Below are 13,368 nucleotides of genomic sequence, written 5' to 3' on the forward strand. Positions count from 1 at the left end.
CTCTTAACCTTTAATTTGCTTACAGGCTTTCGCATAACTACGAAGCACCTGATGAATTTTGTCTAAAACCAAAGCCTTAGGCTCAGATTCAATCAGGCCTGCACGAACCGCTTGAAACTGCTCAGGCAAATACTGACTTAATAGGGGAAGTGGAATGCCTGTACGCGATAGGTTGGCAAACAATGTTTCTTGGGCGTGATGAATTTGTTCATTCGGCCAGTAATAACGAATGCGATCACTGAAGCTGTAACAGCGTGCAAAACGCTGTTGGTGTTCATCACCGTGGTAGTATTTGTTCCAGTAATCGGGCGCATTACACATCTGCTGCTCGATCATTTCACGGAGGTTTGAACAATGCGCTTTGGCGACAATTTCTTCTTCAATATCGCAAAGATTGAACAGTGCTTCTCGCATTGCAAACGTTAAAGCTGGACCAACTTTCAGAATCGCAAAATGCCCTTCGACCAATGCTTTATAAGCTGTATCGGTTTGATAATCGGTTGAGTGCGCTTCAAACACTAAGTGTTCGTAATCATTCACCACAGTACTTAAAGACACCGCTTTCTCTGGGCAATAATCAATAACGCCTGTGTGGTCAAATTCAACCCCAGGTTGAACCACTAAACCGATAACCCGTGACCAACAATCAGCAACACCAGCGGTATCAAATGCAGCTTGATGGCATTCAATGGTTTTAATTGCTGCAGCAGATGAGGTGACTTCAAGCTCGTTCAGTGCTTCAGCGGCCCCGCCCGGTACTGGTACTTCGGTACCAATCACATAGGAAAGATCACTAAATCCAAAGCCTGATATCGCCGTCTTTTCAGCAATATTTGCCAATCTAGCAGCACGTTCCGCGACAATTTCATCAGATAGCGGCACGGGATCATCAAGACAAGACATGCTGCAATCGAGGTGAATTTTCTTAAAACCAGCAGCGACATAAGCTGCGATCAAATCATCGGCATTTCGCATGGCTTCATCGGCATTAAGGCCTTGCCAGCGATTGGGACCTAGATGATCGCCACCTAAAATGAGTTTTTCCGTAGGGAATTGAAGTAATTCCGCCATCTCCAATACGAAATTTCGAAAGTCGACAGGCGTCATGCCTGTGTAACCACCAAATTGATCGACTTGATTGGAGGTAGCTTCAATTAATAATAAAGAATCGTCGCTCAACGCCTGCTTGAGAGCGGCTTCTATCACCAGAGGGTGAGCAGAACAAACAGCATAAATACCGTTTTGTTCACCCGCTTTATGGCGTTGAACGAGATTTTGAAGGGTGTTCATGTACTAACTCCACAATCCACATCTGGAATGCTGTTATGGAGTTAGTGGGTTAATATTCTTTTTCTACAATAATCACATCAACTTTCATATCACGAAGACCTTGAACATAGTCTTCAGGAATATCAGAATCTGTCACTAAAATATCAATGTTTCCGAACTCACGAATCATGTGGCAACTGCGTTTACCGAATTTACTTGAATCGACAACCGCAATTACTTGCTCAGAAATCTCACACATCAAACGGTTAAGACTCGCTTCCTGCTCGTTGTGTGTTGTGATACCGGCTCTTAAATCAAAACCATCCACCCCAAGAAAAACCTTATCAAAACGATAGTTTTTCAAGCTGTGTTCGGCTTGAGAGCCTGAAAAAGAGAGTGCATTCTTACGAAGTACACCACCCGACATCAGAACCTCTATTCCAGGTGCTGACGCCAACTCCATTGCAACATCCAGACCATTGGTCATAACCACTACATCTTCCAGCGATTTCAAGCTGGATGCGATTTCTCGCGTAGTCGTTCCCGAATCCAGAATTACAGTGTCACCACTTTCGATAAGTTTCGCTGCAGCCTGACCAATCAGAGATTTAATACCCGCATTTTGGCGGCGTTTCTCATGAACAGTCAGCTCTGCAATCACCCCAGTATTCGGAATGGCTGCGCCATGAGAGCGGACAACATAACCATTCTTTTCCAGAAAACTAAGGTCACTTCGAATCGTGACACTAGAGACATCAAACTGTGCGGCAAGGTCCTCGACACGTGCTTTCCCATCACGGTTAACCACGTTCACAATTTCCATGCGCCTTTCGACTGCACTTTTCACTTTACCTTGTCTCCTTACGAAATCAGCAAAATCTCTTTCGCTTGATTTCGAATACAGCTTACACCTAAAAACGAAAGCAACAACGCAAGAAATGAAAACTTTTGATCTCTTTCACAATCTTTCGCATTGTTACGTTTACTCTTGCGTAGACTTACGCATTTGTTCATATCATAACCTTCGCCAACCTTAATGCCAAACTCTAACCACTTATATAGCGCCCAATTTTAACTAATTGTGTGACATATAAAGATAATAACTTTCGCTAAAAGCACCAATTAACTTTCGTTTACTTTTTTGTGATCAATTACACAGCCATTTAAATTTCGATCACTTACGATCCGAAGCAATTCGCAAGCACTTCGTAAGTAATTAATCGTGCTAGGTCATAAAAATAACTAAACACAAGGCTAATGAAAGAAAACACACCTTTCATTTGTTTTTAAACATCCAATACGTTTCACTTTCAGGAGAACATATGTCTATCTCGCGACGTAGCCTACTAAAAGGCATGGCAGCCACCAGTGCTGTCGCGGCAACGGCAGGGTGTGCCACATCACCCAATACCCTCACAGCTAGTGACAGCAATACACCACAAGAGAAACAACCCAATCTATTGATCGTCTTTCCTGACGAGATGCGTGCCCACGCGTTAGGTTTTATGAAGCAAGACCCTTCTGACACGCCAAACCTGAACCGCTTTGCGAAACAGAGTGTGGTTTTGCGCCAGGCAGTGTCTAACTTCCCGCTTTGTACGCCTTTCCGTGGCATGCTGATGACGGGGCAATACCCTTACCGAAACGGGATTCAGGGCAACAGCCATACTGCAATGCCGGGCAAATTTGGCGGTAAAGATTTTGGAATTGAATTAAAGAAACAGACCCGAACTTGGTCAGATATTTTGAAAGATCAAGGCTATAGCATGGGCTATATCGGGAAGTGGCACCTTGATACGCCAGAAGCACCCTTTATTCCAAGTTATAACAACCCAATGGAAGGCCGTTACTGGAATGATTGGACAGCCCCTGATCGTCGCCATGGTTTCGATTTTTGGTATGCCTACGGCACTTACGATAAACACCTAACACCTATGTACTGGACCAATGAAACACCGCGTGATCAGCCGATCAAAGTGAATCAATGGAGTCCAGAACACGAAGCTGATATTGCGATTAAATATTTACGTAATGAAAACGGTGCCTACCGTGATAGCGATAAACCCTTTACGTTAGTGGTGTCGATGAACCCACCCCACTCGCCTTACGACCAAGTACCGCAAAAATATTTAGATCGTTATAAAGATAAAACCTCGCAAGCGCTGAATACCCGACCAAATGTGCAATGGGATAAGGAATACCTTGAAGGTTATGGCCCTGAGTATTTCAAAGAATACATGGCGATGGTTAATGGCGTTGATGAGCAGTTTGGTCGTATTGTCGACGAGCTTGACCGCTTAGGTCTTGAAGAGGAAACCCTTGTGGTCTTCTTCTCTGATCATGGCTGCTGCCTTGGTTCACACGGTATGCCAACCAAAAACAACCATTACGATGAGTCTATGCGGATCCCTATGATGTTCCGTTGGCCAGGCAAACTCGCGCCACGCCAAGATGATCTCTTATTCTCAGCACCGGATATTTACCCAACCTTATTTGGCTTAATGGGTATCCCAGCTCTGATCCCAGATACCGTTGAAGGGGCTAACTTTGCCAATACTATCAATGGCATCGAAGGTGATGACAAACCTAGCTCGCAGTTCTACACCTTTATGCCATACGGCGGACAATCCTATGGTCGCCGTGGAGTAAGAACCGATCGCTACACCCTCATGATGGATAGGAAAATCGGTAAACCACTATCAGTGGTATTACACGATAACCAGCAAGACCCTTATCAAATGCAAAACATCGCCGAGCAAAATGAAAGCCTAGTACATCAGTTAGTCGAAGAGGAATTGATGCCTTGGCTTGAACATACCGGTGATCCTTGGCGCCCGACCGAAGTACCCGCCAATACCGCGAATGCTTACACCTAATTTAACAATCACAACCAAATCAAATACCAACTTAAACAATAAGGTTATTATGAACACGACAACGAAATTTATGCTGGCCTCTTTATTAGCAGCATCATCAGCACAAGCCCTTGCTAACGACTATAAGACCACGGTTGAATACCGCCACCAATATTTAGACGGTTCAGAAAAACATGCTGATCGTTTCAAAGCCTTTTTAGACACAGGTAAAAACATTGGTTTTGAACTTGATGCGCGTTATTCAAATGATGAAGGCGCTTTCGATGCTATGACAATGAACGGTTCTGAATTCTCAGCCTTCTATTACAAGAAACTGAATAAGAACATCGTTGGGTTAGTCGGTACCTCGCTCGACTTTACTTCTGCGGGTCTTGTATACGTGCCGTATGCGCGTTTGAACTACGCGTTTGACAATGGTTTCCGTATCCAAGGTCGTTATAAGTGGAAATTCTGGGATTACGGTCAACAAGGTACTGACGGCAATAGCTACCATTCAAAAATCCAACAATTTGATACTTGGCTAGGTTATAAAACGGGTGACTGGGACTTCCAATACGAGTTCCAATTCTGGAAAGAGATGTCTGACAACGCGCAACCACTATTTGATAACGGCTCCACCGACTACTTACATAATGCGCGCGTGATGTACTCAATTAAGACCACAGACGGTGAAAACTGGCGTCCATTTGTTGAAGTGGGTCAGGTAAAACAAAGCCGCACTAGCGATGAAAGACAAATCCGTTACCGTGTGGGTATTAAATACACGTGGTAATAACGCGGTTCCTTATTTAACTAAATAGAAAGCCTCCAATAGGAGGCTTTCATTATACTAAAGCAATCTACGCGTTAACGACTCACTCGCTATTACTTCGATTTTTCCGCAATCATCTTTTTGACCATTGGCGCTAGCTGTTCATAAGGTAGATAACCCGGTAACAACTGCCCATCAATTAGCATTGCTGGCGTACCACGAACCCCAAGATCGTTGAATAACTGATAGTTTTTCTGAACGATATCAGTTGCAGTCGCATCTTCAGGTACATATTGAGTAACGTCATTTGCTTTTGCTACTTTCATGATTGAGCGTTCGTTATGGATCCCCGGCTTACTGATCAACATTTTATTTACAGCATCAAACTTATCAGGTGCATTTTTCCATACATTAAGCGCAAATGTGGTTGAGTTTGCCGAAGACGACATTTCTTTTAACGGCACAAGAATATTAATAACTTTAATATCCGCTGGGTTTTCATTCGCAATACGTTGAACAACCGGATCCAGTTTTTTACACCAAGGGCAGCTAAAATCAGTCAGAACCACAATGGTTAACTTAGGATCGCTTGAACCAAACCAAGGTAGGTTTGGATTGTTATAGATATAGTCATGATTGTCGCTAAGCACTTGGTCAAAATGCTTTTCTTGCGCAAAATACGCATTCAAGTTGTCATACAGGCCATCAATAATACTTGGGTTAGCTTGGAGCATTTCATTAATTCCTTGAATTTTTTCTTGTTGCGTCTTAGCTAAAGACAGCGGCGAAAAAATCATAGTCATAATAAATGTAATAATAAGTGTCGCTTTAAATTTCATAATTTTTCCAACTTAAATCTGAGTTAACAATAGACGAGCAAGTAATCCCCAAGGCGTTGTCAGGCCCGTCGTTATCGTTTTAATTTCACCGTTATCAATGATTGCTATGGTCGGAGTTACGGATATACCCCATTGGCTAGAGATATCATGTTGCACATCATTGATATTGTTAAAGTGGTAATCTTTCGCGTTGAGATAGCGCAGAACCCGCCGATCTTCACCGGAGTTTAGGCTAACCCCAACAACCGGATAAGAATCGCTAAGCCAGTTAATTGTTGGCGTCACAAACTTACAGGCAGCGCACCAAGTCGCCCAAAAATAGACAACGACAGGCTTTTGCTTACTCATTGTTATCACATCAACAGGCACATTATTTTGTGTCATCCCTGTTATTGCTGGCATCGAATCTAATGGCATATCTTGGGTTCGCCAAGCATCCATCACAAAACCAAAAGCAATAAATACCATTACGTAAGTGAGTACTTCTTTACGCCAATTCTTTACGCTTTTCTTCGCCTTCACTTTTCCTTTAACCATTATCAATGCCTGCTTGCTTTATCGCCTGCATCACAACATTGCTGGTTAAAATAACGGGCAGCTTAATGCCTTGTGGCGCATTGGGGCCATAAACCACGTTGAAAGGCACCCCAAAACGATCATGACGTTGTAAGTAAGCCGTTATCGTTTTACTTGGCACCGTCCAATCACCTTTCATAGCAATAACATCTTGGCTATTAAGTTTACTCAGCACTGGCTCTTGTAGAATAACGCCAATTTTATTGGCTTTGCATGTCACACACCAATCGGCAGTCACATCAACAAAAACAACTTTACCATCAGCAACATAGTTATTAATCGCATCCACCGAAAGTGGCTGCCAATCGGGTTCAGGAGGGAGAACTTTTGCCGTTACCGACTGTTCAATAAATACCGAAGATGAAACCACGATAGCTAACAATATCCCAGCGAATCCCGTTGCTTTCAAACCATGTATTTGCATCATTCTGATTAAGAAAGTTCCTCCAGAAACCCACGCTAATGCATAGAGCCACTGTGGAGAAATATGATTAGACAGCAAGGAAAGTAGCCATAAACTCGTTATCAACATCATGATTCCGAACAGGTACTTAATACGGTTCATCCAAGCACCAGGTCTGGGTAACGCAAGTGCTATCGATGGAAAAGCAGAGACAAGGATCCACGGTAGAGCCATACCAAAAGCCAGTGCAGTAAAAATAGCAAACATAGTCGGAATGTTCGTCGCAAGCGCATAAGCGATAGCTGTCCCAAGGAAAGGAGCAGAACAAGGCGTTGCTAATAATGTTGCAAACATGCCCTGAGTGAAATGGCCTAAGTGCGAGTTATCCCCTTGTGAAGCCATCCATGTATTGGTATTTGAAGACAAACGGATCTCAAACAAACCCAACATATTTGCCCCAAACAAAGCCGTTATCACGAACATCAATCCGATAAACCAACCACTTTGGAATTGGATCCCCCAACCAATAGCACTACCTGACAGCTTCAATACGGCCAAAAAGGCGGCAAGCAGCCAAAATGAAGCAAAAATACCACTAGCTGACGATAAGAACTGGCGTCTAACTTGCTTCTTCTCTACCCCTTGAGCACTAATAATTCCGCTTAACTTCATGCCTAATACAGGGAATACACAAGGCATTACATTCAAGATCAAGCCGCCAAGTACTGCAAACAAAACCATTTTCACTATCGAACTATTACTGCTCGAGGTAACAATCGTATCAGCCTTGATAACAGTCGATTGCTCAGCAAAGAAATCACTATCTTTAAATGTAATCGCTACTTTTTCATCCGATAAGTGTGGCGTTCCCATCCAACTACTGACATCAAACGTTGCAATCAAGTTGTTTCCGTCTATCTCAACGACAGGGCGCGAAAATGTTGAATCCTGCACTTCATCGCTTTGTCCATCAACAATAACATCAGGTGCTTTCCACCCCATTTTATTGACAGTGGTCACTTGAAGTTGTTCTTTAGTTTGATCCCATACCGCGTTTACACCAGATAGCAAAGGTGAGGCTTTAGGCACCTTGCTCACACCTTTCGCATAGGTACGCATCGCATCATCTGACACCGTTAAGTGGCTAGGGTCAAAAGACAGCTTTATTGGATAATCGGTTAAAACACAGATCGTCGTGCACGATGACAACGTTAACTTTGCATCCAATACAACGGGCTTTGTCAGATCCTTGATATGCAATGTCATCGGAAAAATGACATCTTTCTTATACCCAAGTGTTTCTAATCCCAGTGTTTGAAAACGCTTTGGGTACGGCCAATGCCAATCAACAGCACTGATATTTTTAGATTTATCCCATCGCATTTCAGGCGCAACACCGCCTTCACCAGGACTACGCCAGTACGACTTCCAATCTCCGTCGAGGCGAACTTCAAGGTATCCAGCTAATGTCTGATCAGACTCGCTAACTTGGCCCGTGACAACAAATTGTGTCTCTATGGGTGGATGGTTAGGATTCTGCAGCCAACCCGTTGCTTGTGTTTCTGCATTAGCATTCACTGCGGTAAGAGCGTAAAAAATCGCGAATAACCAAAACATGGCTAAACGTCTATATCGATTGTTTTTTTGCACGTAATTATTCCTTAAAGATAAATAGTTAGGGTGTTATCAAAACAACCTAAGATTTATTCTCTAAAGACACACAATGTGAGATGAAGCCGCCTTCCTTTATGCAGGATAGGCTCTGTAAATGGCGGGTGGTAATTGGGTATTGAAAGAAGCCACAATATAAGCACCAATATCACAAACTGCATGATTAGCGCATATTCAGCAACTTGGTGCTGCTCAAAATTGATCAAATGCTCAGACAACTCACACTTATCTTGATCATCTACATCTTGCTGAGCTTGCTGAGCTTGCTGAGCTTGCTGAGCTTGCTGAGCGGAATGACTTACAGCGTTGTATTTCACTGAGCAAGTTCCCAACAAGCCAATATTGTTCGCTAAACAGACACAAATAACCCACCACACTAACAAGAGCGTTAGCTTGGTCAGTTTATTCTGTTTTTGCTTAGCTACATACATGCAGGCATCTTTCAATTAACACAGTGAGGATAGTTATGACTGACTAAAGGATTGTTAGTTCCACTTAACGTGAAATTTATTAATATAAATAAAAAGCACTCCCTACATGGTGAGTAACTGAACAACCCAACACCTAGAGAGTGATTAAAACCAAGCGACTACGACTAGCTAAGCATTTGAGCTTTCAGCTTGCGTACTTAGTGTGCCATCTTTATTAAAGACGCCTTCTAGCATTAGCGTTAATGCCCCGTCACCCGTTACATTACAAGCGGTTCCGAAGCTATCTTGCAATGCAAAAATGGCAATAAGTAAGGCAACACCAGCAGGATCAAAACCAATGACGCCAACCACGATTCCCATCGAGGCCATTACCGTCCCGCCTGGTACACCTGGCGCACCAATGGCAAAAATCCCGAATAACAATACGAATAAAGCCATGGTGCCAACAGGTGGTATCGCGCCATAAAGCATCAATGAAATCACCATAATAAATAGCGTTTCGGTTAATACAGAACCCGCCAAGTGAATCGTGCCACCTAACGGCACCATAAAATCGACCGTTTCTTTACTCAAAACATTGGATTTTCTCGCGCAATCTAAAGCAACGGGTAAAGTTGCTGCGCTAGACATAGTGCCCACAGCTGTCAGGTAAGCCGGACCATAGTGCTTTAACACTTCCCACGGATTTTTACCCGACACAGCACCCGCTAATGAATACAGCACACCCAGCCAAATCATGTGGCCAACTAAAGCCAGTACGACAATCTTCAAAAATACTGGAAGTTGCAAAGTCAGCGTACCTTCGTAGGCCAAGCCTGCAAAGGTCGTTGCAACAAAGAAAGGGAGTACAGGGATCACCGCTGACTTAATCACCATCAGCATCATTTTTTCAAATTCTTGTAAGCCCTTTTCAAACACCTCAGCTTTGGTTTTAAGCGTCGTTATACCGAGCAAAATGGCGATAACCAATGCCGACATCACAGGCATCACAGGTGGAATCGCAAGTTTAAAGCTGGCTTCAGGCAACTCTTGTAAACTATCCATCACACTGGGAACAGAAAGATGAGGAATTATCATCAAACCCGCAATATAAGCAAAACTTGCGGCACCTACAGCTGATAAATACGCCATCCCAATGCCCATACCTAACATTTTATTCGCATTGTTTTTCAATTTAGTTATGGCAGGAGCAATAAAAGCAATAATAACCAAAGGTACCGTAAAAAATATAAATTGCCCTAACACATATTTAATTGATACAACCACAGACATTACCGATTCAGTGGCTAACAACCCAATAACTGAACCTAATAAAATTCCTATTAATAATTTAATGATCAGAGACCATTCATTTTTAGCATTCCCTTTATTTTTCATAACGTACAACTTCTTAGTATAAGTATATTTAAATCCATCCGAAACAAACAAACGCACTTATCATATCACCAGCTAATTAAAGCAGTAATTAAGCACGCATCTATGTAAAAACCAGCAGAGCATTCATCCATACTATAATAAAAAACTGAAATAAAAATGAACGTTTTGCTATATATTATTCAGATAAATACGCCTTATCACATTTACGACACAATATTATAAACAGGTAGCAGCAATAAATCGTGACTAGCAACATATTTACAAAAAGAGAACACTTTTACATCTCATTTTGTGCATAAAAAACACTACTTTTAAATAAATGTCCCTTTATAACAAAGAGATAAATGGTCAAAGACTAACGAATAAATAGAAAAACTGTGCCATTTAATGCTGCCTTTACTCAAAAAGTACGGCATCAAAGCGGTCGTTTATATCATCACTGGTGAGGGCTTTAATCGCAGGGGTGTGGAAAATGCAGGCCGTACTATGAGCCGAAGATGGACTCGCTTTCACGTGATGAGCCGTTTGACGAGATCCGTCGTATTGGTATTTTCCCACGAACCGATGTCTTTGGACTATGGCGTAAGGTACGAGGTAATTACCTTTTCAGGAAAGTGAAAGCTTAATAGCTTAATACGGGGTCAATCATATTTTGAACCCGTATTATGCTTAATCCATTATTAAAGCTTTTACCTCAAAAAGAACATTTGTTCTCTACAATGTATTTTTGTAGACCATGCCATCTTTCATGATTAAGTTTTGCTTTTCAGGATTGGTAACACATTCTACGCCCGATAATGGGTTACCATCGATAATCAATAAATCGGCATACGCACCTTCAGTAATAACGCCCAACTTACCTTGCTGATAAGGGTGCTGATACGTCGACATCTCGAATAAACGACCACAGTTTGCCGTTACCATGCGTAGAGCCGTTACCGAATCAAATACATTTTCTATGGCTTGTAGTTCATTTGACTGTGTTTTGTGCACATCGAGTCTGCCGACACAATCGGTACCAAAACATACGTTTTGAATATCGTATTTTTTGATTAATTCAGCGGACTTAAACATCGCTTTACCCACTCGCTCAGTCTTTTGGTACAGAACTTCACTACCGAGTGGGATCTTGCGCTCAGCAATCAACGACGATGTGAAATACGAAGGAATGACATAAATACCTTTGTCTTTGATGATTTTCGCAATGTCATCGTCCATGATAGTGGCATGTTCAAATGACATCACCCCCGCTTCAGCAGCACGACGCATCGCATCTGCCGTATGAATATGGGCAGCAACATACGTGCCGTAATCCGAAGCCGCTTCAACGGCTGCTTTCATTTCATCAAGGGTATATTGCAAAGTATCTAGCGGATCGAAGGTTGATGATGCACCACCACCAGCCATGATTTTGATCTGAGATGCGCCCATAAATAGCTGTTCACGCACCGCTTTAAGCACACCAGAACGTCCATCGGCAACGGTAAACGCACCTGTTTTCATTAGTGGAGAATCTTCGTGTCCACCCACACGTTGTTGTGCCTGATTTTGGCGATAATCTGAATGACCGCAAGTTTGCGAAATAGCAGCTTGTGACGGTAGAATTCGAGGGCCAGTCGCATAACCTTGGTCGATGCTATTTTTCAAACCCAACGTGTTACCCGCCACATCACGAACAGTCGTAAAGCCTCGCATTAGCATCTCTTCTGCCACTTTCGCAGAACGGATTGCAACCTCTTCACGCGTCATTTTATCTAGCTCATAGAAAGGTGCTGACATCGTGATATGAACATGCGCATCCATAAGCCCAGGCATAACTGTTTTGCCTTGAGCATCAATAACTTCATCCGCTATTGCTGGATCAATGTCTCCGATCTTTGTAATCAGATTATCTTCGATAAGAAGAGATGTATTACGCTCAAGTTGATCATCAGTACCGTTAAAAACATTGGCGTTAATAATTGCAATTTTCATGACAAAACTCTCTCTGTTTTTTCGTGTTATGACTTAGGGTGTGGTCATATCATAGGAAAAGAGTGAGAGAGAGAATTGCCATTTGATGACAGTGGCTATTTTGACCGATTCAATTTCCGATATTGGGATGGCGTCATCTGCATCTGACGTTTAAATGCGCGGGTAAAATGGGCGGAATCTGTATAACCCATCTTACTGGCTATACTGGTAAGCGATAAATCAGTATTACAGATAAGGTCAATAATCTGCTCAAGCACCATCTCTTCAATAATGTCGCTGTATATAGCGCCTTCTTTTTCTAAACGCCGCTGCAAAGTACGCACATTAATCCCCAAGATGTCTGAGGCCCATTTGATTGAAAGCTTCCCCATCGATAAATAAGGCCTAATCGCCAGCTTAAACACAGCAACAAATGAATCTGCTTTAATTGAATCTGTCGTGCTATCTGAAAACGAAGCCCGCGATGACAAATGAATTGGACTTAACATCATTTCTTCAGGGATCGCGACCGCCATGACAGAACGTGCAGTATAAAGCTGAGTATTTATGAGTGGCTTGAAGCTACGAAAAATATCGGCATCGTGGGATTGCAGTGCCAATTCACTCGCACTCCATTTACCCGAGGTTAATGTAGACAACAATTCATGAATAAAAATCACCGAAAACAGCTCGGCATACTGAAAGCTTAAATCATGGTTAAACGGTTTATCCCTGACTAGCCACCATTTTCCACCTCTATGCTGGGTATAGACTCTACTGCCAGTGGCAGACTGTTGCAGTAACCCACAGCACTCATCTAATGCTGCCTTTAAGCTTGAAGAGTGAGTAAGCTTTTCAAGCAAGCGAGGAATATACACATCATGGCAAACACTCCAGACCAAGAGTCCAAACTGATCAGGTGTTGTTCTACTGCCTAAAATTTGAATAAGATTTTTCAGTGCATTTTCAGGTAAATAATCGTAGCGGCTGTCATTGCTATGCAGATCATTAGGGATTCTGGACTCTTTCAACAACACATACATATTATGATCTAACGTTTTGAATAGTTGCGAAAAAAGCGCAATATCTTCGCGCTTAACTAATGCTATTTCTCGATTTTCAACCATCGCATTCACCCTTATATCGACCCTAGATAGATAAAAACAGTATTGTCATCAAATGGCAAGAACTTCCAAGCCTGATCGCTAAGATGGAACAACAC

12 protein-coding genes are annotated in these 13,368 nt (G+C 42.5%); 3 read left to right on the forward strand and 9 right to left on the reverse strand.

The features are described from left to right. Positions 1-3: 3 nt before the first annotated feature. Together kbaZ and agaR are read right to left on the reverse strand one after the other, a co-directional pair. Positions 4-1,290: a tagatose-bisphosphate aldolase subunit KbaZ gene (gene kbaZ, locus OCU87_RS23490; protein ID WP_261858688.1), complete on the reverse strand. Its 1,287-nt coding sequence runs from the start codon at positions 1,288-1,290 to the stop codon at positions 4-6. Positions 1,291-1,339: 49 nt separating this feature from the next. After that, positions 1,340-2,116, reverse strand: a complete 777-nt coding sequence (gene agaR / locus OCU87_RS23495; RefSeq protein ID WP_062692383.1) for a transcriptional repressor AgaR — start codon at positions 2,114-2,116, stop codon at positions 1,340-1,342. Positions 2,117-2,591: 475 nt separating this feature from the next. On the opposite strand from agaR, the gene OCU87_RS23500 reads away from it, so the two are divergent. Both OCU87_RS23500 and OCU87_RS23505 read left to right on the forward strand, forming a co-directional pair. Beyond that, complete coding sequence (locus tag OCU87_RS23500; RefSeq protein ID WP_094958086.1) at positions 2,592-4,145, forward strand: sulfatase family protein; 1,554 nt, start codon at positions 2,592-2,594, stop codon at positions 4,143-4,145. A 49-nt stretch (positions 4,146-4,194) separates the two neighbouring features. Further along, entirely contained in the window at positions 4,195-4,917 is a 723-nt protein-coding gene (locus OCU87_RS23505; RefSeq protein ID WP_062692671.1) for an oligogalacturonate-specific porin KdgM family protein, read from the forward strand. A 92-nt stretch (positions 4,918-5,009) separates the two neighbouring features. Here OCU87_RS23505 and OCU87_RS23510 read toward each other — a convergent pair whose 3' ends face one another. The 5 genes from OCU87_RS23510 to OCU87_RS23530 all read right to left on the reverse strand — a co-directional run bounded on the left by OCU87_RS23510 (position 5,010) and on the right by OCU87_RS23530 (position 10,193). Further along, the gene (locus OCU87_RS23510; RefSeq protein WP_062692382.1) at positions 5,010-5,735 is read right to left on the reverse strand and encodes a DsbA family protein; all 726 of its coding nucleotides are present in this window, start codon (positions 5,733-5,735) and stop codon (positions 5,010-5,012) included. A gap of 12 nt (positions 5,736-5,747) precedes the next feature. Then, positions 5,748-6,272: a protein disulfide oxidoreductase gene (locus tag OCU87_RS23515; RefSeq protein WP_062692380.1), complete on the reverse strand. Its 525-nt coding sequence runs from the start codon at positions 6,270-6,272 to the stop codon at positions 5,748-5,750. Continuing rightward, entirely contained in the window at positions 6,265-8,331 is a 2,067-nt protein-coding gene (locus OCU87_RS23520; RefSeq protein WP_390961502.1) for a protein-disulfide reductase DsbD family protein, read from the reverse strand. Before OCU87_RS23520 ends, OCU87_RS23515 begins: the two co-directional genes overlap by 8 nt. A gap of 86 nt (positions 8,332-8,417) precedes the next feature. Continuing rightward, entirely contained in the window at positions 8,418-8,816 is a 399-nt protein-coding gene (locus tag OCU87_RS23525) for a copper resistance protein (protein WP_261858690.1), read from the reverse strand. Positions 8,817-8,984: 168 nt separating this feature from the next. Continuing rightward, complete coding sequence (locus OCU87_RS23530) at positions 8,985-10,193, reverse strand: dicarboxylate/amino acid:cation symporter (protein WP_261858691.1); 1,209 nt, start codon at positions 10,191-10,193, stop codon at positions 8,985-8,987. Positions 10,194-10,690: 497 nt separating this feature from the next. On the opposite strand from OCU87_RS23530, the gene OCU87_RS25105 reads away from it, so the two are divergent. Then, on the forward strand, positions 10,691-10,819 hold the full coding sequence (locus OCU87_RS25105; RefSeq protein WP_390961535.1) for a hypothetical protein: 129 nt from the start codon (positions 10,691-10,693) through the stop codon (positions 10,817-10,819). Positions 10,820-10,907: 88 nt separating this feature from the next. Here the strand turns inward: OCU87_RS25105 and OCU87_RS23540 are convergent, their stop codons facing one another. Both OCU87_RS23540 and OCU87_RS23545 read right to left on the reverse strand, forming a co-directional pair. Continuing rightward, positions 10,908-12,167, reverse strand: coding sequence for a metal-dependent hydrolase family protein (locus OCU87_RS23540; protein WP_261858692.1), 1,260 nt, complete (start codon positions 12,165-12,167; stop codon positions 10,908-10,910). A 95-nt stretch (positions 12,168-12,262) separates the two neighbouring features. After that, positions 12,263-13,273 carry a helix-turn-helix domain-containing protein gene (locus OCU87_RS23545; protein WP_261858693.1) on the reverse strand — a complete coding sequence of 337 codons (1,011 nt, stop codon included), beginning with the start codon at positions 13,271-13,273 and terminating at the stop codon, positions 12,263-12,265. Between the last annotated feature and the right edge of the window lie 95 nt (positions 13,274-13,368).

Source organism: Photobacterium sanguinicancri (assembly GCF_024346675.1).
In the GTDB taxonomy this organism is placed as follows: domain Bacteria; phylum Pseudomonadota; class Gammaproteobacteria; order Enterobacterales; family Vibrionaceae; genus Photobacterium; species Photobacterium sanguinicancri.

Coding starts and splice junctions, on each gene's coding strand:
- OCU87_RS23540 (WP_261858692.1), bottom strand. CDS start 12,167: ATGAAAATTGCAATTATTAACGCCAATGTTTTTAACGGTACTGATGAT.
- OCU87_RS23515 (WP_062692380.1), bottom strand. CDS start 6,272: ATGGTTAAAGGAAAAGTGAAGGCGAAGAAAAGCGTAAAGAATTGGCGT.
- OCU87_RS23530 (WP_261858691.1), bottom strand. CDS start 10,193: ATGAAAAATAAAGGGAATGCTAAAAATGAATGGTCTCTGATCATTAAA.
- OCU87_RS23520 (WP_390961502.1), bottom strand. CDS start 8,331: ATGTTTTGGTTATTCGCGATTTTTTACGCTCTTACCGCAGTGAATGCT.
- OCU87_RS23525 (WP_261858690.1), bottom strand. CDS start 8,816: ATGTATGTAGCTAAGCAAAAACAGAATAAACTGACCAAGCTAACGCTC.
- OCU87_RS23505 (WP_062692671.1), top strand. CDS start 4,195: ATGAACACGACAACGAAATTTATGCTGGCCTCTTTATTAGCAGCATCA.
- OCU87_RS23510 (WP_062692382.1), bottom strand. CDS start 5,735: ATGAAATTTAAAGCGACACTTATTATTACATTTATTATGACTATGATT.
- OCU87_RS23500 (WP_094958086.1), top strand. CDS start 2,592: ATGTCTATCTCGCGACGTAGCCTACTAAAAGGCATGGCAGCCACCAGT.
- kbaZ (WP_261858688.1), bottom strand. CDS start 1,290: ATGAACACCCTTCAAAATCTCGTTCAACGCCATAAAGCGGGTGAACAA.
- OCU87_RS23545 (WP_261858693.1), bottom strand. CDS start 13,273: ATGGTTGAAAATCGAGAAATAGCATTAGTTAAGCGCGAAGATATTGCG.
- OCU87_RS25105 (WP_390961535.1), top strand. CDS start 10,691: ATGGACTCGCTTTCACGTGATGAGCCGTTTGACGAGATCCGTCGTATT.